We start from the raw sequence: 23209 nt of genomic DNA on the forward strand, positions 1-23209 counted from the left end.
TCTCTTTTGCCCTAGGGCCCGTCAAAAGACCTCCTGGCCGTTTGTGTGTGGCGGGCCATTTGGACCAAAAAGGGGAGAGCGTTTTCAACGCTCTCCCCTTTTTGTTGTGGAAAAATTCGTATGCTTATTCCTGCGCCGCGAACAATCCGGTGGACAGATACCGGTCGCCGGTGTCCGGCAGGAGGGTCACGATGGTCTTGCCTGCGTTCTCCGGCAGCCGGGCCAGACGGACGGCACCCGCCAGCGCCGCGCCGGAGGAAATGCCTGCCAGCACGCCTTCGGCCCGTCCCAGCGCACGGCTGGCCTCAAAGGCCTGCTCGGTGGTCACGGTGAGCACCTCGTCGTAGGCCTGCTGGTTCAGCGCGGCAGGCACAAAGCCCGCGCCAATGCCCTGAATCTTGTGAGGGCCGGCCTTCCCGCCGGACAGCACCGGCGAGTCCGCAGGCTCCACCGCGGCCACATGGATGGCCGGGTTCTGCTCCTTCAGATAGCGGCTCACACCGGTGATGGTACCGCCGGTGCCCACGCCTGCCACGAACAGGTCGATCTGGCCGTCGGTATCCTGCCAGATCTCGGGACCGGTAGTGCGGTAGTGGGCATCCGGGTTTGCCGGGTTTTCGAACTGGCCGGGAATAAAGCTGCCGGGAGTTTGGCTGGCCAGCTCCTTTGCCTTTTCAATGGCGCCGGTCATGCCCTTCGCGCCGGGGGTGAGCACCAGCTCGGCCCCGTAGGCCATCATCAGCTGCCGCCGCTCCACGGACATGGTGTCCGGCATGACGATGATCACCCGGTAGCCCCGGGCCGCGGCCACCGAAGCAAGGCCGATGCCGGTGTTGCCGCTGGTGGGCTCGATGATGGTGCCGCCCGGGCCGATCAGTCCCTTGGCCTCGGCATCGTCCAGCATGGCCTTGGCCACCCGGTCCTTCACCGAACCGGCAGGGTTAAAGGATTCCAGCTTTGCCAGCAGCACAGCGTTCAGGCCCAGCTGTTGTTCCAGGCGGGTGAGGCGGAGCAGGGGAGTGCGGCCGATCAGCTGGTCCGCCGCGGTATAGATCTTGGACATGGTTCATTCTCCTTTATCTGTTGTGTGATGTATTTTTCTGCATCCGGGGATGGGGGCTTCCACCCTGCCCGGTCAACATCGCACCAGGCCCCCGGCCGCCATGCAAACGCACAACTGCTTCATTGCATATGCCGCCTTTCTGTAAAATGAGGATAGGGGTATCATACACCATATTCCCTATCTAGTCAATAGGATATCTTATCTTTTTTCGTTTTGTTGGTTTTCAAACATATCCTCATATATTCCTATGGTATACTGAGTCCAGAAGCTGTTTGAGAAACCGCCCCGCCGGGGCATACAAGGAGGATACACTGCTATGATCCGCAGAATCATTAAAATCGACGAAGCCGCCTGCAACGGCTGCGGTGCCTGCGCTGCTGCCTGCCACGAAGGGGCCATCGGAATGGTAAACGGCAAGGCCCGCCTGCTTCGGGACGACTACTGCGACGGCCTGGGTGACTGTCTGCCCACCTGCCCCACCGGCGCCATCTCTTTTGAGGAGCGGGAAGCCGCTGCCTACGATGAAGCCGCTGTGCTGGCCAACAAGGCCAAACAGGGCGCACCTGCTCACACCGGCTGCCCCGGCAGCCGCAGCCGGGTACTGAACACCCAGCCCGCCGCCGCTGTGCCCGGCCAGGAGCCCTCCAGTTGCCTGCGTCAGTGGCCGGTTCAGATCAAGCTGGCCCCGGTGAACGCCCCCTATTTTGAGGGGGCGGACCTGCTCATCGCCGCCGACTGCACCGCCTATGCCTATGCCGGACTGCACAGCCGGTTCATGGCCGGCCGGGTGACCCTGATCGGCTGCCCAAAGCTGGACATGGTGGACTACTCCGAAAAGCTGGGGGCCATTCTGGCCGCCAACAACGTGCGCAGCCTGACCGTGGTGCGCATGGAGGTACCCTGCTGTGGTGGAATGGAATACGCCGTGCAGCGGGCGGTGGCCGCCAGCGGCAAGCCGCTGGACGTGAAGGTGGCCGTGATCAGCACGGACGGTCGCATCCTGAAGGAATCGGTTTGACAAAAAGCGCAAAAGCCATTTTGGCTTTTGCGCTTTTTTCTTTCGGGCAGAGCTCAGTCTCCGACCCGCTCAAAGCGCCAGGTCTGGTCCGCATCCGGGTATTTTTCCCGGTCCACCGGGCCTGCAAACATTTCATAGGGGCGCACCCACAGGCCACCCTCCCCGTACAGCGGCCGGTACACCACAAGCTGCTCCTCGGTCTCGCTGTGGCGGGCAACGCCCACCACCTGATAAAAGTTGCCTTTAAAATGCCGGTAACGCCCCGGCGTGATCTGACGTTCCATTCAATTCATTGCTCCTTATCTTCCTCAGGCTGTACCAGCCCGGCCATTTCCCGCCAGTCAGCCCCTCTCCGGGCCCCGGCAGCCAGAGCCGCCAGCTCCCCGGGCAGCGGCGCACGGGGCTCCGCTTCGGGCGGGTCGGTGCGGCCGGGGGCCAGGTCCATGAGCCAGTAACTCACGCCCTGCCAGCCGTTTTTCAGACCGCAGCGGGCCTGCCGCCCCTCACACACAAAGCCGAACCGCTGATGAAAGGCCTCGCTGGCCGGATTCGGGTCCGCCAGCACCGCATAGGCATTCCAGTAGCCCAGGCGGCACAGTGCTGCCAGCAGCGCATGATACAGCATGCTGCCCACACCCAGCCGCCGGGCCTCGGGGTCCAGATAGATGGTAGTCTCAGTGTCCCAGGCATAGGCGCCGGTGCCATAGCGCCAGGGATGGGCGCAGGCATAGCCCAGGGGCTGGCCCAGGGCGTTTTCCGCCAGAAAGAAGGGCAGCTTCCGGCACAGGTTACGCATCTCTTTGCGGTAATCCTCCAGCTTGGGCGGCTGGTACAGAAAGGACGCGGTGGAATTCAGTACATAATGGCTGTAGATCCCCAGCACGGCCTCAGCGTCTGCCGGGCGTGCGGGGCGCAGCAGCACGAAGCGGGCCGGGTCGAATCCGGCGGCCAGCGCTTCTTTTTCCTCTTTTGTGCACTTTTTCAGCGCCACCTCCCGGCGCAGCGCGGCGCTTTTGCTCTCCAGCAGCTCCGCATAGGCCAGTGTTTCGCCGCCAAAACCTCGGGTATATTTCGCACCCTTGCCGCCCGCGTGAGCACGCAACCGGCGCAGCAGGTCGTTGGTCCAGCCGGTGTACAGCGCACCGTTGGCGCAGCGCATCATATACACATAGGCGGGAGCCGCTACAGTTCGTTCTTCCATGGCTGTTTCATCCCTTATGTTGCAATGTTACTTTTTGCCGCCCCGCAGCACAAAATAGCAGGCGGCGATGGCATCCTCTTTGGTTTCCGCGGTGATCAGAAACCGGCTGGCGTGGCAAAAACGCAGGCTGGCAATGTCCGAGGACTTGCGCAGATGCTCCTCCGGCTGGCCTGCCCAGCCCATGGGGAAGGGCTTCTTGGGCCGCTTGGTGAGCCGGTCGTTCACGCACTGAGCCGACCAGCCGCCCCGCTGGCTGGGATACACCACAAACAGCGCATCGCTGCGGTAGAGGGCGTTCTTCCAGGGGGCGTAACAGGGCAGGATCACAATGCCGTCCCGGCTTTCCTCATAGGCCTTCTGCACCAGTGCATCCGCCCGGTTCACAGCCCGGGCCGCCTCGATGTTGTTCTCCAGAATCACCTGGGCAAAATCCACCGCCCGGGCAAAGCAGGCATCCGGGTCCTGGGGCTGGTCCCACAGGGGATTGAAGCCGCCGATGGCATCCGCCAGCAGGCAGCTTTCGCCGGTGTTGTCGTTCAGATCCAGCGGCTGCACAAAATTCTCATCCAGCAGGCGGGCCTGGTTTTCTCCCACCAGCTGGGCGCCGAACTCCTTCCACAGCAGGCCGAAGGCCGCATAGGGAATCCCGTTGGGGCGCTCAGCCCGGTCCGCCGCGTGATGGTCGAAGGGACCGTTGCCGATGTCGTACACGATGCCGTCAAAATTCTCCGGCACCGAAAAACCACGGGTCACGGTAAAGTCCGGCCGCAGGATGCGCAGCAGCGCGGTGCTGAACACATCGTCGGCGTGAAACTTACCGCCGTGGGTAAATCCGTTTTTGGGTACTTGCATGCTCATGGAATCCATCCTCACACTTCTTGTTGTTATACCCTTTCAGTATATCACATCCCCGCAAGCCCCTGCGCAAAAATTGGCAGATGCTTTTCCTGTGCAGTCCCCTGCAAACGTGTTATAATGAGGGCAAAGCCCCGCCGGGCGGGGCAGCCAAGAGAGGGGGACCCATCCTATGCCCGTAAAAACCAAGCGTCCCTTTGCATTGGGGATGATTCTACTGGCCATCGCCGCGCTGGCGGCGCTGATTTTCGCCATTGTTCTGCTGATCCGGGGTGTTTCCGGCCTGGCCATGCCCCACATGACGGCCCCGGAGCAGATCCGGGCGGTGCTGCTGGACGACGCCTGGGCCGGATATTTTGACGAAAGCCATACCCGTGAGGAGCAGGAGGCCTTTCTGACCAGCACGCTGGACGAGGCCACTGCTCAGGGTGCCAACACCGTGCTGGTGGCCGGGTCCGTACCCGGCGGCGGCGTGCTGGCCCGAAAGCTGGAGACCGCCGAAGCCGCGCCCATGGTGAGCGAATCCGACGGGCTCTTCTCCTCCTTTGACCCCATCCGGATCCTGATGCAGCAGGCCGCCAAACGCAATATGCTGGTGGCCCTCTACCAGCCGGAGGGAGTCTCCCTGAAGGACTGGATGACCGAGGCCGCCGACCGCTATGGCCTGACCTTATACACCCTGAGCGGCGAGGGCGTCGATGCCCGCTACACTGCCGCGGACCAGCCGGAGCTTGTCCTGGCCCAGGAAAGTCCGGCGCTGGCCGCCGCTGTGTGCCAGCTGCAGCCGGGTACCGGCGTGGTGCTGGGCAGTCTTGCCGGACTGGTGAACGGAAAGGAAAGCGCAGCTGTGACCCTGCAGTATCTTTCCGGCGACGGTCTGCCCGACATCGCCCAGCAGCAATTCAGCCAGACTCTGGCCATCGTCTCCCCGGACCCGGCCAGCAAGGTCTACACCGACACCATCTTTCTGATGGGCACCTCCGATCCCAGCCAGCCCCTAACCGTGAACGGCCAGGAGGTACAGCGCTACGGCTCCTACGGCATGTGGGGGCTGGAGGTAAGCCTGACCGAGGGCGACAATGTGTTCACCGCCCAGCAGGGTGAGGCTACCGCCTCCATCACCCTGACCAAGCCCGCGCCCAGCACCGGGTCCGGCGGCTCCGGCAGCAGCCAGATTGTTTCCGACGGATCGGTGGCAGCCCAGCCGGGCCAGCTGCTGCGGGTGACCTCCACCCTGGCCAGCGCCCTTTCCGATTATCAGAACACCAGCGCCATTGCCATGACCGCCTACGAGGGTGCCGTGGCAGAAGTCGTGGACAGCGTCTCCTTTGTGAGCGGAACCAAGCGCACCTACGCCTACCAGCTGCCGGACGGCAACTACATAAAGGCCTCGGACTGTGAGCTTTTAGAGGAGGGGACCGCTCAGGCCGCCTTCACCGGGCTTTCCGCCGGCGAGGAGAACGGCATCGAATCCCTGACCTTCGCGGGCAGCGGCACGCCCTATTACAGCCACACCTGGGAGGGCAACGAATTCACCCTGCATTTTTATTCTGCCTCCTTCTCCGGCCAGGCTCCTCAGGACATCGGCTTTGAAGGAGCCAGCGTGACTGTGGAGCCGGAGGAAAACGGCTTTGCCATGCATATCACCTTCCAGGACAGCGACCCGCTGTGGGGATATTTTGTGGATTACACCCCGGAGGGCGGCACCCGCATCGCCCTGAAGCATCAGCCTACGCGCAGCAGTGACCCGGCCCTTCCGCTGGCGGGCGTGACCGTTCTGCTGGACCCGGGCCACGGCGGGGATGACATGGGCGCACCCGGCTCCCCGGTGGAGGATTTCCCCCAGGAGAGCGAGCTGAACCTTTCCGCCGCACTGGCGGCCAAATACCGGCTGGAGCAGCTGGGGGCAACCGTGACCATGACCCGGGATACCGATGTATTCTACACCCTGGCTGAGCGGATGGAGATGCTCAACAGCCAGAAGCCGGACTTCTTCATTGCCATCCACCACAACAGTGCCGCCATGAACGCCGATCTGAATCAGGTGGGCGGCACCGAAGCCTACTGGTTCTACACCGAGGGCAAGTCCCTGGCCACCGCCCTTTCGGCCAACGTGAGCCTGACCACCAGCCGCAATGACCGGGGGCCCAAATACTCCGCGTTCTATGTGACCCGCTCCAACATCTGCCCCGCGGTGCTGCTGGAGCTGGGCTTCGTGAGCAACCCGGCAGAGTACGAAAGCTGCGCCACCCTGGAAGGTCTCTGGGCCGAGGGTGGTGCCATCGCACAGGCTGTGCTGGACAGCATTCCCGACTGATTCGCTTTCTTTTTCATTCCCGCTGCGAAGGCAGCGGGAATTTTTTTGCCCGGCTGAAAGATAACCGCCCCCTCAGTCGTATTCCCGGTGAAAGCGCTTTTTCACACCACAGCAAAGGAAGTGAGCGATACGAATACTCCCATGGACCGCCGCCAGGCAGAGCGGCTGGTAAACACCTATTCCGATCTGATTCTGCGGCTGAGCTACACCTATCTGAAAAGCACTGCCGATGCCCAGGACATCTGCCAGACCGTTTTTCTCAAGCTGCTCACCAATCCCCGGCGCTTTGACAGCCCGGAGCACGAAAAGGCCTGGATCATCCGCACCACCGCCAACGCCTGCAAGGACCTTCTGAAGAGCCACTGGCGGCGCACCACCGTGACCATGGACGAGGCCGCTCCGGTGCCCGCACCGTCGGTGGAGGAGGGAAGCCTGCTGGCTGCCGTGCAGCTGCTGCCGCCCAAATACCGGGCAGTGATTTATCTGTATTATTACGAGGGCTATGCCGCCAAGGAGATCGCCCGGCTGCTGGGCGAAAACCCGGCCACCATCTCCACCCGGCTGAACCGGGGCCGGGCTCGGCTGCGTACCCTGCTGGAACAGGAGGAACTGGCATGAAGACTTATCGGGAATCCATGAACGAGCTGCAGTTTTCCCCGCAGCAAAAACAGGAAATGATCGACCGCCTGATGACCCAATCCACCCGCCCCCCCAGAGGGCACGCCATCCCGCTGCGGCGGGTCTGTGCGCTGGGAGCGGCGGCCGTTCTCACCGGCGCTCTCTGTCTGGGAGCCGCAGCCAGCGGTGTGCTGAAGCCCGTTGCCCAGGCCTTCGGCGCGGTGTTTGGTACCGCGCCCGCCCAGACCGAGATCATCGACCGGATCGGATACCCTCTGGATGCCAGCGCCACTGTGGACGGGGTCACCGTGCAGGCCAACGCCATCATCGGCGATACCTACAGCTACGCCATCGTCTATTCCATCTACCGGGAGGATGGCCAGCCCATCACAGCGGACCCGGACCCCAACCGGGATGGCGCCCTGGCCCTTCGCTTCGGGGAATGGGACACGGATGTGGGCCATATGGGCGGCATGCATGGTACCGCCTGGTTCTTCGATGAGGACCCGGCCGACAATGCGGTGCAATTCGTTCAGCTACTCACCGCCGATGCCCCGCTGGAGCCCGGCACCGCCACCGTACACCTGGCCGACCTGAAACAGGGGATCGGCGAGGACGCGGTGATGCTGGCCGAGGGCAGCTGGGAGCTGCGGTTCGCTTTTGCCTTCGAGGACAGCTCGCTGGAGCTGCCGGGCGGCCAGAGCTTCACCGCAAACGGAGAAACCGCGGTGCTGAACAGCATATCCATTTCGCCCTTGTCTTTTCGGATCGACTACACAGTGGACACCGCTCTGCAGCCGGACAAAAATTCCACTGCACTTACCCCCCAGTCGGTTTATCTGACCCTCACCGACGGCAGCCGCATCGACCTGACCGGCTTTGGCGGCGGCGCCCGGCCGGAGGGAGACACCACCCGCTGCGAGCTCAGCGGCGTATTTGACCAGATCCTCCCGCTGGATACCATCGAGAGCATCACCATTGGAGAAGCAACCATTCCGGTGAACGGCCGGTAATTTGATACAGACCCGATACACAAAAAAGGACCTGCCCGTTTGGGCAGGTCCTTTTGATTTGCTTTTTTGCCTTGATCAGGCGGCAGTGGAAGCGCTCTCAGCAGCTTCGGAGGAAGCAGCCTCGCTCACAGCGCTCTCAGCAGCCTCGGAGGAAGCAGCCTCAGAGGAAGAAGCCTCGCTGGCAACGCTCTCGGCAGCCTCAGAAGAAGCGGCCTCGGAAGCGGTGCTCTCAGCGGCGGTGCTGTCGGCTACGCTCTCGCTCTCGGCAACGGTGCCCTCAGAGGGCTCGCCGATGTAGGCGTACTGCAGGTACCAGTAGCCGTAGGGGCTGTGCCAAACGCCCTGCAGATCGGTGCTCTGCAGCCAGAAGTCGCTGTTGTGGGCGATGGGAATCATCGCGTACTCGCTCATCAGCAGCTCCTCAGCAGCGTGCAGGTTGGCAAAACGCTGCTCCACGTCGGCGATGTTGGTGTTGTTCATCAGCTCGTCGTACTTAGCGTTGGAGTACTTACCATCGTTGTTGCCGTTCTCGGTCATGAACAGCTCCAGGATGTTGGAGGGATCGTTGTAGTCGAATACCCAGCCGTTGCGGGCCATCTCGTAGTCACCGGAGCGGCGCAGCGGGGTGAAGGAAGACCATTCCACGATCTCGATCTCCAGGTTGATGCCCAGAACTTCCTTGTAGCACTGCTGCATGTACTCAGCAACAGCCTTGTTGTAGCCGGAATCGTTGGTGGTGTAGGTGATGGTGGGGAAGCCCTCGCCATTGGGGTAGCCAGCAGCAGCCAGAGCCTCCTGAGCCTGCTTCTTGGACTCCTCGTAATCGGTGGGGATCCAGTTCTTGCCGGAGTTGTCCATGTAGGAGGTGGTGCCGTCAGCATCGGTGATGCCGGGGCCGGTCAGCTCGTAAGCAGGCAGGTAGGTACCCTGCTGCACGGTGTTGGCGATGTAATCGCGGTCCAGAGCCAGGCTCAGAGCCTTACGCACGTTCACGTCCTGGAACAGCTCGTTCTGCAGGTTCATGCTCATGTAGGAGGTGCCCATGATGGGGTCCACATGGAACTCAGGCGTGCCGGTCAGGCTGGGGATCTCCTCGGTGGGCACGTCACGAACCAGAGAGGCCTGGCCGGTCTGGAACGCGGTGTAGGCAGCGGTGGAGTCCTCCATCAGCAGGAAGGTGATGGTGTCGGTAACGATCTTGCTGGAATCCCAGCCGCCGTTGTAGTAGGGGTTCTTGGTGAGCACGATCTGCTGGCCCACAGTCCAATCGGTCATGTAGTAGGGACCGTTGGAAACGTAGGTCTCAGGAGTAGTAGCCCAGGCATCGCCGTTGGCCTCGATGGTCTCCTGCTGCACAGGGCTCAGGGTGGAGAAGGCAGCGATCTTATCGAAGTAGGTGCAGGGATGAGCCAGGGTCACCACGAAGGTGTTGGCATCGGGAGCGGACACCTGCAGAGCGTCCGGATTGCCGTTCATGGCTTCCTCGTAGCCGGCAACCATACCCACCACGGTGGCGGAGTAGGGAGCAGCGGTAGCGGGATCGGCCACACGCTTGAAGGTGTAAACGAAGTCGTTGGCATCCAGATCGGTGCCGTCGGACCACTTCAGGCCCTCACGCAGATGGAAGGTCCAGGTCAGACCGTCCTCGCTCACTTCCCAGCTCTCGGCCTGGCCGGGCTGAACCTCGTTGTTCTCGTCAATGATCAGCAGACCCTCGAAGGTGGTCAGGATCAGGTTGCCGCCATCGATGGCGCTGTTCAGAGCGGGGTCCAGAGTCTCGGGGTTGGGGCCCAGCTGAACGGTGATGTTGCTGCTGCCGGTGGCAGTGCCTTCAGCGGCGCCGCTGGTGGCAGTCTTGTTGCCGCCGCAAGCGACCATGCTGAACGCCATGGCAGCGGCCAGCACCAGTGCTAACACTTTTTTCATGTTGCGGTTCCTCCTCTTACAGATAAGCAAAGTTTCTCTGTGCCGGTTTTGCTCCCCCCGAAGGGAACAGACCGGCCAACACACATGCCGTTTCGGGTTTGCAGGTTCCAGATACAAACCCCGGCCCCGCCGCTTGTCCGTTCATTGCATACAACAGTCCGCAGCAGGTGTCTTGAACGCATTGTAGCACTTTAGCCCAAAAAAGTTCAATGGCGCTTGTAAAATTGTAAAAAATTTGTTTTCTTTTATGGAAAAGTTCTCTACCAATCGATTCTTTTTTCACACCTCTTTTATATACTTTTCACAACTCATTGTTTGTTTGAACAAGAGCCATACTGTTTTTTGCCAACAGCGCCCCTACATAAAAGAAGAGCCCTGCAAGATGCAGGGCTCTTCTTTCTTTCTGTTTTTCAGGCCTCGCTGGCGGAATCACTGGCAGCGGCTTCGCTGGCAGTGCTCTCGGCAGCCTCGGAGGAAGCAGCCTCGCTGGCAACGCTCTCGGCAGCCTCAGAAGAAGCGGCCTCGGAAGCGGTGCTCTCAGCGGCGGTGCTGGTGGCTACGCTCTCGCTCTCGGCAGCAGTATCCTCAGCAGGCTCACCGATGTAGGCATACTGCAGGTACCAGTAGCCGTAGGGGCTGTGCCAGGTGCCCTGCAGGTCGGGGCTCTGCAGCCAGAAGTCGTTGTAGTAGGCCACGGGGATCATGGAGTAATCCTCCATCACGATCTCCTCAGCGGCATGCAGGTTGGCAAAACGCTGCTCCTTGTCGGCGATCTTGGTGTTCTCCATCATCTGATCAAACTCAGGGTTGGAGTACTGGCCGTCGTTGTTGGCGTTGCCGGTCATGAACAGCTCCAGCATGCTGGAAGGATCATTGTAGTCGAAGGACCAGCCGTTACGGGCCATCTCGTAGTCACCGGCGCGGCGCATCGGGGTGAAGGAAGACCATTCCACGATCTCAATCTGCAGGTCGATGCCCAGAACTTCCTTGTAGCACTGCTGCAGGTACTCGGCCACAGCCTTGTGGTAACCGGCATCGTTGGTGGAGTAGGTGATGGTGGGGAAGCCCTCGCCATTCGGGTAACCGGCCTCAGCCAGAGCCTCCTGGGCCATGGTCTTGGCAGTCTCGTAATCCTCGGGAATCCACTCGCCGCTGGACTTGTCCATGTAGGCGCTGCCGTCCGCATCGGTGATGCCGGGGCCGGTCAGCTTATAAGCGGGGGAGTAGGTGCCCTGCATCAGGGTGTTGGCGATGTAATCACGGTCGATGGCCAGGCTCAGAGCCTTACGCACATTCACATCGTTGAAGGGCTCGATGGAGTCGTTCATGGTCAGGTAGTAGGTGCCCATGACCGGGTCCACATAGAACTCGCCGCCATCCTCGGCCTTGGTCAGGCTGGGGATCTCCTCGGTGGGAACATCCTTGATCAGCTGGGCCTGGCCGGTGGTGTAAGCGGTGTAGGCAGCGGTGGAGTCCTCCATCAGCAGGAAGGTGATGGTGTCGGTAACGATCTTATCGCTGTCCCAGCCGCCCTTATAATAGGGGTTCTTGCTGAACACGATCTGCTGACCAACGGTCCACTCGGTCATGTAGTAGGGACCATTGGACACATAGGTCTCGGGAGCGGTGGCCCAGGCATCGCCGTTGGCCTCAATGGTCTCCTGCTGCACGGGGCTCAGGGTGGCGAAAGCAGCCAGCTTATCGAAGTAGGTGCAGGGGTAGCTCAGGTGCACGATGAAGGTGTTGGCATCGGGGGCTTCCACCTGCAGGGCATCCGGGTTGCCAGCCATGGCCTCGTCGTAACCGGCGATCATGCCCACAGCGGTCTGGGAGTAGGGAGCAGCGGTGTCGGGATCGGCAACGCGCTTATAAGTATACACAAAGTCGGTGGCATCCAGATCGGTGCCGTCGGACCACTTCAGGCCCTCGCGCAGGTGGAAGGTCCAGGTCAGACCGTCCTCGCTGACCTCCCAGCTCTCGGCCTGGCCGGGCTGGACCTGATTGTTCTCGTCCACGATCAGCAGGCCCTCAAAGGCAGTGATCAGTATGTTGCCGCCATCGATGGTGCTGTTCAGCGCCGGGTCGATGGATTCGGGGTTGGGTCCGATCTGTACGGTCACATTGCTGGCGGTGGCGCTTCCGGAAGCGGAGCCGGTGCTGCCGGCGCTGGCAGTGGAAGAGCTGCTGCCGCCGCAAGCCACCAGGCTGAATGCCATCACGGCAGCCAGCACCAGAGACAAAGCTTTTTTCATGGTTGGTGTTCCTCCTCAAGCAGTTTGCAAAGTTTCTCCTGCGGCCGGTCGGCGTGCTCCGCGGTAAGCCCACGTTCCCGGCTGCAAAGCCGCCCTTTTCCCGCAGATTCCAGATGCGGGCAGCGGCCGTTTCCCCCTGATCGATTTGAATAAATATTCAAATTTATTGGGTGTTTATTCGGATTGTAGCACTTTACCCAAAAAAAGTGCAATGGGTATGTGCAGTTTGTAACCCTTTTGTTTCTTTCCTTCGTCAAACTGTATTTCTCTTGTTTTGGAACGCGTTCTGATTTATGCATCTTCCACAATCCTTTGTCCTTTTGGACAAAGGAGTCAATCAAGCCAAACAACAGAAAAAGACCCCGGATATTTCCGGGGTCCTTCTCTTCTGTGTGTTGAACAGAGAAACTTTGCTCTCTGGAAGAGCCGAGGCTCATACAGTCTTACTCAACGTAAGCGTACTGCAGGTACCAGTAGCCGTAGGGGCTGTGCCAGCTGCCCTTCAGGGAAGAGCTCTGCAGCCAGAAGTCATTGTAGAAGGCCAGGGGGATCATGGCGTAATCTTCCATGGCGATCTCTTCTGCGGCGTGCAGGTTGGCAAAGCGCTCGTCCTTATCAGCGATCTTGGTGTTGTCCATCATTGCATCGTATTCGGGGTTGGAGTACTTACCATCGTTGTTGCCGTTGCCGGTCATGAACAGCTCCAGCATGCTGGAGGGATCGTTGTAGTCGAATACCCAGCCGTTACGGGCCATCTGGTAATCGCCAGCGCGGCGCAGCGGGGTGAAGGAGGACCATTCTACGACCTCAACCTCCAGGTTGATGCCCAGAACTTCCTTGTAGCACTGCTGCAGGTATTCCGCCACAGCCTTGTGGTAGCCGGAATCGTTGGTGGAGTAGGTGATGGTGGGGAAGCCTTCGCCATTGGGGTAACCAGCCTCAGCCAGAGCCTCCTGGGCCTGCTTCTTGGCTTCCTCGTAATCGGTGGGGATCACGTCGTAATCGGAATTGTCCATGTAAACGCTGCCGTCCGCATCGGTGATGCCAGGGCCGGTCAGCTTGTAGGCGGGAGAGTAAGTACCCTGCATCAAGGTGTTGGCCACGTACTCACGGTCGATGGCCAGGCTCAGAGCCTTACGTACATTCACATCGTTGAAGGGCTCGACCTGATCGTTCATGCTCAGGTAGTAGGTGCCCATGATGGGATCAACATAGAAGTCGCCGCCATCCTCGGCTTTGGTCAGGCTGGGGATTTCCTCGGTGGGAACGTCCTTGATCAGCTGGGCCTGGCCGGTGGTGTAAGCGGTGTAAGCAGCAGTGGAATCCTCCATCAGCAGGAAGGTGATGGTCTCAGAAACGATCTTGCTGGTATCCCAGCCGCCCTTGTAGTAGGGGTTCTTGCTGAACACGATCTGCTGACCAACGGTCCACTCGGTCATGTAGTAGGGGCCATTGGAGACATAGGTCTCGGGAGCGGTGGCCCAGGCATCGCCGTTGGCTTCGATGGTTTCCTGCTGCACGGGGCTCAAGGTAGCGAAGGCAGCCAGCTTATCGAAGTAGGTGCAGGGGTAGCTCAGGTGTACCACGAAGGTCTGAGCGTCGGGAGCTTCCACCTGCAGGGCATCGGGATCACCGTTCATGGCTTCATCATAGCCGGCGATCATGCCCACAGCAGTGGCGGAGTAGGGAGCAGCGGTGTTGGGATCAGCAACGCGCTTGTAAGTATAAACGAAGTCGTTGGCGTCCAGATCGGTGCCGTCGGACCACTTCAGGCCTTCACGCAGGTGGAAGGTCCAGGTGAGGCCATCCTCGCTGACCTCGTAGCTCTCGGCCTGGCCGGGCTGAATCTGGTTGTTCTCGTCCACGATCAGCAGGCCCTCGAAGGCGGTGATCAGAATGTTGGCGCCGTCGATGGCGCTGTTCAGCGCCGGGTCGATGGATTCGGGGTTGGGGCCGATCTGAACGGTAACGCCGGTAGCGGCAGTGGCAGAGCCGCTGGCCGCGGTGGAGTCGGTACTGGTAGCGCCACTGGTTGCAGTGGAGCCGGAGCCGCCGCCGCAGGCAGCCATGCTGAAGGCCATCACGGCAGCCAGCACGAGAGCTAACATCTTTTTCATGGTTGCTTTCCTCCTGAATTTGGTTTTACCCTTTTCCGCCCTGGCCCCACAAGGACCGGAGCGAAGTGTTTTTTCACTGCGAACAATTGTGTCCGCTGCGATTGGCTTGCTAACATTGTAGCACTTTAGCCCAAAAAAGCGCAAGTACAATTTTGCCTTTGTAAGAATTTTGTCTTTTTTCATGAATTTTTCATGGGTCTATCACATCTTTTTGCAGCAATTGTACGACAGATTCCCCGCATTTGGACAAAAATCTTTAGATTTCGCAAAACTGTTTGTAACTTTTTCGGGCGCAGAAAAAAGAATCCCCACCGCAATGCGGTGAGGATTCTTCAAATGCACTTATTTCACCCGATCCAGGTGGTGGCAGGCAGCCCAGTGGCCGGAGGAGACCTCCTTGAACTCGGGCACCTCGCAGGCGCACTGCTCGTCTGCATAGGGGCAGCGGGTGCGGAAGCGGCAGCCGGAAGGGGGATTCAGCGGGCTGGGTACATCGCCCTCCAGCACGATACGCTTGGATTCCCGGGCGGCCTTGGGGTCCGCGATGGGAATGGCAGAGATCAGGCTGCGGGTGTAGGGATGCACGCTGTGGAAGGTCAGCTCATAGCTGTCGGCCAGCTCCACCAGCTTGCCCAGGTACATAACGCCGATGCGGTTGGAGATGTGCTTCACGATGCTCAGATCGTGGGCAATGAACAGATAGGTCAGGCCCATCTCGCTCTGCAGGTCCTCAAACATGTTGACTACCTGCGCCTGGATGGATACGTCCAGAGCGGAAACAGGCTCGTCACACACGATGAACTCGGGGTTTACCGCCAGGGCACGGGCAATGCCCACGCGCTGACGCTGACCGCCGGAGAACTCGTGAGGATAGCGGTTGGCGTGCTCAGAGTTCAGACCCACGCGCTGCAGCATGCTGATGATGCGGTCGTGGCGATCCTTGTCATTCGCGGCCAGCTTGTGGATGTCGATGGCCTCGCCCACAATGTCGCCGATGGTCATACGGGGGTCCAGAGAAGCATAGGGGTCCTGGAACACGATCTGCATCTTGCGGCGGTAGGGCAGCATGTCCACCGCGATCTTCTTCTCGGAATCAGGCAGCTTGCCGGAATCGTAGATCACGTTGCCGTCGTAGATGATACGGCCGTCGGTGGGCTCGTACAGGCGCAGCAGGGTACGGCCGGTGGTGGTCTTGCCGCAGCCGGACTCACCTACCAGACCCAGGGTCTCGCCCTTGTTGATGAAAAAGCTCACGTCGTCCACAGCCTGGACGTAGCGGCGGTTCTTGCCGAAGCCGCCTGCGTTGAAGTACTGCTGGAGGTGCTGGACCTCAACCAGTTTTTTCTGCTCGCTCATTCAGCTTTTCCTCCTTTGCCTTCAAACTCGGCCTTCTGCAGCAGCCAGCACTGGGTGTAATGGGTATCGCTCAGGTCAGTGCGCGGGGGCATCTGACGCAGGCAGATCTTCATGCAGCTCTTGCAGCGGGGCGCAAAGGGGCAGCCGGCAGGAGGATTCAGCAGGTCCACGGGGCTGCCTTCGATGGGCACCAGACGCTCCTTCTCCTTCTGGTTCAGCTTGGGGATGGAGTTGATCAGGCCCTTGGTGTATTCGTGCTTGGGGTTGTAGAAGATCTCGTCGGTGGTGCCGTACTCAACGATCTTACCGGCGTACATAACAGCGATCTTCTCGCACATGCTGGCCACAACACCCAGGTCGTGGGTGATCATGATGATGCTCATGCCCAGCTTTTTGCGCAGCTCCATCATCAGCTCCAGAATCTGGGCCTGGATGGTCACGTCCAGAGCGGTGGTGGGCTCGTCGGCGATGAGCAGCTTGGGCTCACAGGCCAGGGCGATGGCGATCATCACGCGCTGACGCATACCGCCGGACAGCTCGTGCGGGTACTGCTTCAAACGGCGCTCGGGCTCGTTGATGCCTACCAGCTCCAGCAGTTCCTTGGCGCGGGCATAGGCTTCCTTCTTATCCTTGTTGGTGTGCAGACGCACCATTTCCACGATCTGGTTGCCGATGGTGTACACCGGGTTCAGGCTGGTCATGGGGTCCTGGAAGATGATGGAGATCTCCTCACCGCGCATTTTGCGGAATTCCTTCTCGGTCATCTTCTCCACTTCGTGGCCATTGAAACGCAGCTCACCGCCGATCAGCTTTCCGGGGTAAGCGGTCAGGCCCATCAGGGAGTAGGCGGTTACGGACTTACCGGAGCCGGACTCGCCCACGATGCCCAGAACCTCGCCCTGCTTCATGGAGAAAGACACGTTGTTCAGTGCCTTCACCTCGCCCGCGGGGGTGAAGAAGGAGAGGCGTTCGTTTTTGATATCAAGCAAAAGATCACTCATGGTTCGCTTCTCCTTTCGTTAGTTTTTCAGCTTCGGGTCGAAGGCGTCACGCAGGCCGTCGCCCAGCAGGTTGAAGCTCAGGATGATGATGCTGATGATTGCAGCAGGCAGGAACAGCAGGTGAGGATAGGTGTTCATGCCCTTCAGCGCATCAGTAGCCAGGCTGCCCAGGCTGGGCAGGGGAACCGCAACGCCCATGCCCAGGAAGCTCATGAAGCTCTCGGTGAAGATGGACGAGGGGATCTGCAGAGTGGTGGTAACGATCAGGGTACCGATGCAGTTGGTGAGCAGGTGCTTTTTGATGATGCGGCCGTTGGAGGCACCCAGGGCCCGGGCGGCGGTGACATACTCCGCCTCCTTCAGGGTCAGGATCTGGCTGCGCACGATACGGGCCATGCTGACCCAGTACAGCAGGGCGAACACGATGAAGATACTTACCAGGTTGGGGCCCAGGGTCTGCAGCCAGCCGAAGCCGGGGGCATTGGCCAGAGTCTCCAGCGGGGCCTTCAAGGCAAAGCCCAGCAGAATAATCAGCAGAATATCGGGGATGGTGTAGATGATATCGGTGATACGCATCATGATCATATCCACCCAGCCGCCGAAGAAGGCGGAGATGGAGCCGTAGATGGAACCGATAACCAGAATCATGGCGCTGGCCACGATACCGACCAGCAGACTGATCCGGGCGCCGATCATCAGACGGATGGCGTAGTCACGGCCCAGCTTATCGGTACCTGCAATGTGGGGGAACACGCTCTCACCGGCGGCGATGCGCTCCAGCTCCTGGGCGGAATACTCCATGGGAGCCAGGTTCTCGCTGCCGCGTACCTGCTGCTCATAGCTGTAGGGGTAGAACATGGGCACGATGAAGGCGAAGAACATGATGATAAGGATGACCACCAGGCTGACCATGGCGATCTTGTTTTTGCGGAAACGGCGCAGGCCGTCCTTCCAGAAGCTCACGCTTTCGCGCATGACCACCAGGCTTTCCTGCTCATCCTTGGAGGCGGGCAGAAAATCTTCCGGCTTCAGGTCCAGCTGAAAGCTCAAAGGATTCTTTTGCATATCCATTTTTCTGTATCCTCCTTACTTCAGCTTGATGCGCGGGTCGATGATCTTGTACAGGATATCGACAACCACGTTGATGGCGATAACCAGAGCCGCCAGGAAGATGGTGGTGCCCATGATCATCATGTAGTCACGGTTGGTGATGGCGGAAACGAACTCACGGCCCAGACCGGGGATGGTGAAGATCTTTTCCACAACGAAGGAACCAACCAGCAGACCGGCCAGCATGGGACCAACATAGGTAACAACCGGCAGGATGGCGTTACGCAGGGCATGCTTGAACAGGGTCTTGAAGCCGGACACACCCTTGGCACGGGCGGTACGCATGTAATCCTGACCCATAACATCCAGCAGGCTGGAACGCATCAGACGGGCAATGTAAGCGGTGGGATAGAAGGCCAGAGCGGTCACCGGCATGATATAAGATGCCGGCGAATCCAGGCCGATGGTTGGCAATAGCTGAAGCTTTGAACCAAATGTATAGATCAGCACCGAGCTGGTAACGAAGCTGGGTACCGCGATGCCGCAGGTGGCAAAGAAAATGATCAGGTTATCGGCCCACTTGCCGCGGTGATAAGCAGCCAGACAGCCCATGGGGATACCCACGACCAGAGCAACCACCACAGCGGTGCCGCCCAGGCTGGCGGAAACCGGGAACTTGGTGGCGATGATGTCGCTCACGTCACGGCCGCGCTGCTTCAGGCTGGGACCGAAGTCACCATGCAGGGCGTTGACCAGGTAGTTCTTGTACTGCACCAGGACCGGCTGATCCAGGCCGTATTTTGCTTCCAGCGCGGCCATAGCCTGTGCGCTGATGGCTTTTTCCGACATGAAGGGACCGCCGGGAACGGCCTGCATGAGGAAAAAGGTGAGGGTCGCCACGATGAACAGGCTCAGAAGACCCATGGCGATGCGCTTGATGGCGTATTTTACCATCTCTTTCACTCCTTATCATCTTTAACCTTTGCCCGCGTGCTGCGGGTAAACGCTCGAATCAAAATACGCGCAGAACTGACCGTCTCTCAAAAACAAGCGCCCCCGGCACACAGCTTTTTCACTGTGCGTTTGCTGAGAACGCCGTGCTGTTTGTTCGATGGCATTTGGAACTGCGCGTACACAGATACAAAATATATACTACTTTATTCCGCTAAATTTGTCAACGCTCTTTTTCAAATTTACGCTGTATTTCTTTGAAAAACGAGCCTTCTTTTCCCATTGCAAGGCCATTTTCCCAGCCACTGTATATCTTTTTGTCTTTATTATAGTAGCATAAGCGCAGAATTTGTATGCGCATGAAATACATATTTTTTCATTCTGCACAAAATCGGAGCTGTTTGCTTACTGACAACACTTCTTTCCGGGGCAAGCCGAAAAAAATGTGAAAAAAAGGTGAAAACCCGAATTTCACATCCTTTATGGGCATCTGCCGCAGCAAGCCCCCGCAAAAAAGGGGAATCATCCAATTCCGTACAGCGCAGCCTCACCACCTTGGGAATACGCCGGAAACTTCGTGAGATAAGGGGGTAAAAAAGGGGCAAATCAGAGCCTCCAAAAAAATTTAAAAAATTTCAAAAAAAGCGTTGACAATCGGAAGGTTATCTGATAATATATTTCTTGCACCGCACAAGACGGTTGCAAACGAGATGCGCTGGTAGCTCAGTTGGATAGAGTGTCTGACTACGAATCAGAAGGTCAGGGGTTCGAATCCCTTCCAGCGCACCATCAGAACCTGTAAGTCGAAAGGCTTGCAGGTTCTTTTGTTTTTCACCAAGCTTTCCGGGGATTCGAACCCGAAAGGGTGCACGGCGTGAAGAAAACCTGCCGGTGGCAGGTTTTTAGCCGGGCTGCGCGCAGAAGCTACGCTTCAAGCGCCGCAGGGGTTTCCCTACGGGGAAAGCCCTGCTAAATCCCTTCCAGCGCACCATCAGAACCTGCAAGTTGAAAAGCTTGCAGGTTCTTTTGTTTTTACCAGGCTTTCCGGGGATTCGAACCCGAAAGGGTGCACGGCGTGAAGAATTGCTGCGGGCAAACCAGCCCGCAGCTTTTTTATTCCGGCATTTCTCGCCCAGCCGCCGGGGAACAGGGGAGCCGTTGCAATTAGGGCGTGCCTTTGCTACAATAGAAATATTCTGATGCAAATCAGGCGCGGGTGCACCGCGCCATGAAAAAGGAGTGTTTCGATCATGACCCCTGAACTGATCATTCAGATCGTGGCAGTGGTGGTGGTAATTGCGATTTTCGGCGTTGCCGTGTATCTGCTGAGCCCCGCCCGCAAAACCGAGAAGGCCGCCAAGGCCGGCCCTATCCCGGACGATGAGCACGCAAACGCCGAAGCGGTGCTGCGGCAGCTGCGCCGGTATGCGGCCACCAATGAATTCCGCGTGGTGGAACCGGTTCACATTGAAAATTCCAAGGCCAGTGCGGATCTGGATGCGCTGCTGGTGGGCTGGTTCGGCGTTCTGGGTGTGAAGTGCCTGGGTTACGGCGGAACCATTTACGGCCAGGCTTCCGACGCGGAATGGGTGCAGGAGATGAACGGCCAGCGCCGGACCTTCACCAATCCCCTGAAGCGGGCCGAGCAGAGCGCCCGTGCAGTACGGCAGGCTCTGTTTGAGGCCAAGATCAAAAATGTTCCGGTGGAGACCGTTGTGGTATTCACCGGCAAAAAGACCCAGTTGGCACTGCCTCGCTCCTGCGGGCACTACACCATCGAGCAGTTCTCCACCTATTTGAAGTCCGTTCATTTTGAAGAGGACAAAAAGGTGGAGGTTGAGCCGGTGGCCGCTGCGCTCAGCGCCAAGTAATTCCATACCAAAGCATTTCAGCCGGTGTGCAGCGCGCACCGGCTTCTTTTTATCCAAATTATTCCCGCTTTGCAATTTACAAAATGTTCATAGTGCTTTAAAACTTCTTCCGCAACTTACGGGTATACTAAGAATCACAGAACAGCGGAGCCGCAACCGAGGTTCTGTACATGATTCCTCCTCACACCAAAGCGATACCCCTTACACCCCTCCGTGGTCCGCAAGCACGGAGGGGCATTTTTTTACCTACCCGACCGGTGGCCGGAACGAATACGCTTATCCTTATGCACCCGGTTTTCCTCAGCAAGCACCGCCAGCACCCTTTTTTATCGACCCGACCGGTGGCCGGAACGGATACGCTTATCCTTATGCACCCGGTTTTCCTCAGCAAATATCGCTGACTGCCTTTTGCCTGCCCGACCGACAGCAATACCATATAAAACTTAATTCCAAAAGCAAAACAGCCTATGGATGAGCAGCATCTCTTTTTGCTGCCCATCCATAGGCTGTTCTTATTTTCCGTCATTTGACGCCGTAGATGCCCTGCACGGTTACCTCTCCGGTGAATACTGCCTGTTTTCCTTTTCCGGTATCCACCACCAGACGGCCTGTTTCGTCCACGTCCACCGCCCGGCCTTCGCCGCCGTCAAACTGCACCCTGCGGCCCAGATTGGCACAGCGGGACAGATACTCCTCCCGCACCGCTGCAAAGCCCTGACAATAAAAATCCTCCAGGCCTTCGGCAAAGATCTCGCTCATCGTCTGCGCCAGCCGTTCCGGCGTGTCCGCACCCGGCATACGCCCCAGAATCTGTGCCGCTGAAACACCATGCACCAGCCCGTTTTGGGCAAAATACGCCTCATCCTGCATCAGATTGATCCCGATGCCGCAAAGGATTGCTCCCTGGGCCGCTTCACACAGAATTCCGCCCAGCTTTTTTCCCTGCCAGACAAGGTCATTGGGCCATTTTACCTGGCAGCGCACTCCCAGCTGTTCCTCCAGTGCGTGTACCGCTGCCAGACTTGCCGCCAGCGGAAGCGCCGCCGGGTCTGCCATGGGGCGTTTGCATACGATCGTATAATACAGGCCCTGACCCGGCGCGTTGGCCCAGGCCCGGCCGCGGCGGCCCCGCCCTGCGGTCTGGCAGATGGTATACACCGCAAAGCCGTCCGAAAGTTGGTCCAGCTGCCGTCGGCACCAGCTGTTGGTGCTGTCCGTCTCGGAAACAAACCGGGGAGCGCTTACCATATGATCAGTTCCTTGTGCTGGAGATTGGCCTCGCCGTTCTCATACAGCTCCAGAATGCCGTAGCTGGGCCCGCCGAACCGGGGTGCGCCGATGCTGCCCGGGTTGAACAGGGTCACGCCATCCCGCTGCTCCAGAGTGGGCAGATGAGTATGACCGAACAGGCCGATGGCTGCGCCCCGGTCCTTTACCGCCCGGGCGTAATCATCCAGCGTATATTTCACCCCATAATGATGACCATGGCAGAAAAAGATCAGATTGTGTTCAAACACCTCCAGGGCTTCCGCCGGGTACAGCGAGGAAAAATCGCAGTTTCCCCGCACCGCGTAAACCGGCAGGCTGCAGCCCTCCGCCTGCAGACGCTCAATGTCCTTCAGACCATCCCCCAAAAAGATGATGCCTTTGGCATGGGGATGAGCCTCCACTGCTTTTTGCACCAGCGGATAACAACCGTGACTGTCGGATAAAATCAGGATCTCTTTCATTCCGCATCCTCCTTGATCAGCAGGCGATAAACCTGGCTTTTGGAAAAGGCCGTGCCCTGGGCGGCCTGTTTTGCCGCCGCGCTGGGCGGCATTCCCTGTTCCATCAGCCTGCGGGCAGCCTGGGCAGCCTGCTCCAGCGTGATCTGCTCCTGAGGCGCAGCGGTCTCCTCGCCGCCTGCCACCACCAGCACATACTCGCCCCGGGGCGCATTCTCCCGGTAGTATGCACAGGCCTCGGCCAGTGTGGTTTTGCGGATCTCCTCATGCAGCTTGGTCAGCTCCCGGGTCAGGGTGATGCTTCGCTGCCCGCCGAAGGTTTTTTCCAGATCCTCCAGCGTACCCTTTAATTTATGAGGAGCTTCATAAAAAATCATGGTGCGTGTCTCGCCTGCAAGGCTTTCCAGCCGCTGCTTGCGGGGCTTTGCCGCCACCGGCAGAAAGCCTTCAAATACAAAACGGCTGGTATCCTGCCCGGAAACAGCCAGCGCCGTGACACAGGCGGAAGCCGCCGGGACCGGGACCACCGGAATGCCCTGAGCCAGCGCGTCCCGCACGATCTCCTCGCCCGGGTCCGAAATGGCAGGCATGCCCGCGTCGCTACACAAGGCGCAGCTTTCACCGGCCGCGATCCGGTCCAGGATATACTGGCCTTTTTCCTTTGTGTTGTGCTCGTAGTAGCTCACCAGCGGCTTTTTCAGTCCCAGATGATTGAGCAGCTTCAGCGTAACGCGAGTGTCCTCAGCGGCAACAAAATCCACGCTGCCAAACGTAGCGGCGGCGCGGGGTGTCATGTCGTTCAGGTTACCGATGGGCGTTGCCACGATATACAGTGTTCCGGCCATAAATGGCTCCTCCTTGGGTTGCTCTCGG

Annotated in this window: 20 protein-coding genes and 1 tRNA gene; 6 read left to right on the forward strand and 15 right to left on the reverse strand. The window is 59.1% G+C overall.

Features of this window, described 5'->3' with window-relative positions:
* Positions 1-124 precede the first annotated feature (124 nt).
* Positions 125-1063 carry a cysteine synthase A gene (gene cysK, locus B5F28_RS07615; RefSeq protein WP_087294915.1) on the reverse strand — a complete coding sequence of 313 codons (939 nt, stop codon included), beginning with the start codon at positions 1061-1063 and terminating at the stop codon, positions 125-127.
* A 316-nt stretch (positions 1064-1379) separates the two neighbouring features.
* Between cysK and B5F28_RS07620 the strand changes: the two genes are divergently transcribed.
* Positions 1380-2081 (forward strand): ATP-binding protein, encoded by a 702-nt coding sequence (locus tag B5F28_RS07620; protein ID WP_087294917.1) that lies wholly within the window; start codon positions 1380-1382, stop codon positions 2079-2081.
* A 53-nt stretch (positions 2082-2134) separates the two neighbouring features.
* Here B5F28_RS07620 and B5F28_RS07625 read toward each other — a convergent pair whose 3' ends face one another.
* From B5F28_RS07625 to B5F28_RS07635, 3 genes are read right to left on the reverse strand one after another with little or no spacing between them, the layout of a single operon-like run.
* Entirely contained in the window at positions 2135-2365 is a 231-nt protein-coding gene (locus B5F28_RS07625) for a DUF1653 domain-containing protein (RefSeq protein ID WP_087294919.1), read from the reverse strand.
* A 5-nt stretch (positions 2366-2370) separates the two neighbouring features.
* The gene (locus B5F28_RS07630; RefSeq protein ID WP_087294921.1) at positions 2371-3282 is read right to left on the reverse strand and encodes a GNAT family N-acetyltransferase; all 912 of its coding nucleotides are present in this window, start codon (positions 3280-3282) and stop codon (positions 2371-2373) included.
* A 27-nt stretch (positions 3283-3309) separates the two neighbouring features.
* Positions 3310-4134 (reverse strand): MYG1 family protein, encoded by an 825-nt coding sequence (locus B5F28_RS07635; RefSeq protein WP_087294974.1) that lies wholly within the window; start codon positions 4132-4134, stop codon positions 3310-3312.
* Positions 4135-4309: 175 nt separating this feature from the next.
* Here B5F28_RS07635 and B5F28_RS07640 point away from each other — a divergent pair, with 175 nt between their 5' ends.
* From B5F28_RS07640 to B5F28_RS07650, 3 genes are all read left to right on the forward strand, one after another.
* Entirely contained in the window at positions 4310-6454 is a 2145-nt protein-coding gene (locus tag B5F28_RS07640; RefSeq protein WP_087294923.1) for an N-acetylmuramoyl-L-alanine amidase, read from the forward strand.
* Between the two features lie 141 nt (positions 6455-6595).
* Complete coding sequence (locus tag B5F28_RS07645; protein WP_087294925.1) at positions 6596-7072, forward strand: RNA polymerase sigma factor; 477 nt, start codon at positions 6596-6598, stop codon at positions 7070-7072.
* On the forward strand, positions 7069-8085 hold the full coding sequence (locus B5F28_RS07650; protein WP_087294927.1) for a DUF4179 domain-containing protein: 1017 nt from the start codon (positions 7069-7071) through the stop codon (positions 8083-8085). The genes B5F28_RS07645 and B5F28_RS07650 overlap by 4 nt, the downstream gene beginning before the upstream one ends.
* A gap of 75 nt (positions 8086-8160) precedes the next feature.
* Here the strand turns inward: B5F28_RS07650 and B5F28_RS07655 are convergent, their stop codons facing one another.
* The 8 genes from B5F28_RS07655 to B5F28_RS07685 form a co-directional block, all read right to left on the reverse strand.
* Complete coding sequence (locus B5F28_RS07655; protein ID WP_087294929.1) at positions 8161-10011, reverse strand: peptide ABC transporter substrate-binding protein; 1851 nt, start codon at positions 10009-10011, stop codon at positions 8161-8163.
* Between the two features lie 16 nt (positions 10012-10027).
* On the reverse strand, positions 10028-10294 hold the full coding sequence (locus B5F28_RS14450) for a hypothetical protein (RefSeq protein ID WP_143424711.1): 267 nt from the start codon (positions 10292-10294) through the stop codon (positions 10028-10030).
* A gap of 127 nt (positions 10295-10421) precedes the next feature.
* Positions 10422-12263: a peptide ABC transporter substrate-binding protein gene (locus B5F28_RS07660; RefSeq protein ID WP_087294931.1), complete on the reverse strand. Its 1842-nt coding sequence runs from the start codon at positions 12261-12263 to the stop codon at positions 10422-10424.
* 443 nt (positions 12264-12706) lie between these two features.
* Positions 12707-14380, reverse strand: coding sequence for a peptide ABC transporter substrate-binding protein (locus tag B5F28_RS07665; RefSeq protein ID WP_087294933.1), 1674 nt, complete (start codon positions 14378-14380; stop codon positions 12707-12709).
* A gap of 342 nt (positions 14381-14722) precedes the next feature.
* Positions 14723-15736, reverse strand: coding sequence for an ABC transporter ATP-binding protein (locus tag B5F28_RS07670; protein WP_087294935.1), 1014 nt, complete (start codon positions 15734-15736; stop codon positions 14723-14725).
* Entirely contained in the window at positions 15733-16737 is a 1005-nt protein-coding gene (locus B5F28_RS07675; protein ID WP_087294938.1) for an ABC transporter ATP-binding protein, read from the reverse strand. The genes B5F28_RS07670 and B5F28_RS07675 overlap by 4 nt, the downstream gene beginning before the upstream one ends.
* 18 nt (positions 16738-16755) lie before the next feature.
* Positions 16756-17802 carry an ABC transporter permease gene (locus B5F28_RS07680; RefSeq protein ID WP_087294976.1) on the reverse strand — a complete coding sequence of 349 codons (1047 nt, stop codon included), beginning with the start codon at positions 17800-17802 and terminating at the stop codon, positions 16756-16758.
* 21 nt (positions 17803-17823) lie between these two features.
* On the reverse strand, positions 17824-18741 hold the full coding sequence (locus B5F28_RS07685) for an ABC transporter permease (RefSeq protein ID WP_087294940.1): 918 nt from the start codon (positions 18739-18741) through the stop codon (positions 17824-17826).
* 709 nt (positions 18742-19450) lie between these two features.
* Between B5F28_RS07685 and B5F28_RS07690 the strand changes: the two genes are divergently transcribed.
* Both B5F28_RS07690 and B5F28_RS07695 read left to right on the forward strand, forming a co-directional pair.
* A tRNA-Arg gene (locus B5F28_RS07690) sits at positions 19451-19527 on the forward strand.
* Between the two features lie 461 nt (positions 19528-19988).
* Positions 19989-20609, forward strand: a complete 621-nt coding sequence (locus B5F28_RS07695; protein WP_087294942.1) for a nuclease-related domain-containing protein — start codon at positions 19989-19991, stop codon at positions 20607-20609.
* A gap of 522 nt (positions 20610-21131) precedes the next feature.
* On the opposite strand, the gene B5F28_RS07700 is transcribed toward B5F28_RS07695, so the two are convergent.
* Genes B5F28_RS07700 through rsmI form a run of 3 tightly spaced genes read right to left on the reverse strand, consistent with a single transcriptional unit; the run spans position 21132 to position 23181 of the window.
* Positions 21132-21857, reverse strand: a complete 726-nt coding sequence (locus B5F28_RS07700) for a biotin--[acetyl-CoA-carboxylase] ligase (RefSeq protein ID WP_087294944.1) — start codon at positions 21855-21857, stop codon at positions 21132-21134.
* Positions 21851-22339: a YfcE family phosphodiesterase gene (locus B5F28_RS07705; protein ID WP_087294946.1), complete on the reverse strand. Its 489-nt coding sequence runs from the start codon at positions 22337-22339 to the stop codon at positions 21851-21853. Before B5F28_RS07705 ends, B5F28_RS07700 begins: the two co-directional genes overlap by 7 nt.
* Complete coding sequence (gene rsmI / locus B5F28_RS07710; RefSeq protein WP_087294948.1) at positions 22336-23181, reverse strand: 16S rRNA (cytidine(1402)-2'-O)-methyltransferase; 846 nt, start codon at positions 23179-23181, stop codon at positions 22336-22338. Before rsmI ends, B5F28_RS07705 begins: the two co-directional genes overlap by 4 nt.
* Positions 23182-23209 lie beyond the last annotated feature (28 nt).

The organism is Gemmiger sp. An194, from assembly GCF_002160145.1.
Lineage (GTDB): Bacteria > Bacillota > Clostridia > Oscillospirales > Ruminococcaceae > Allofournierella.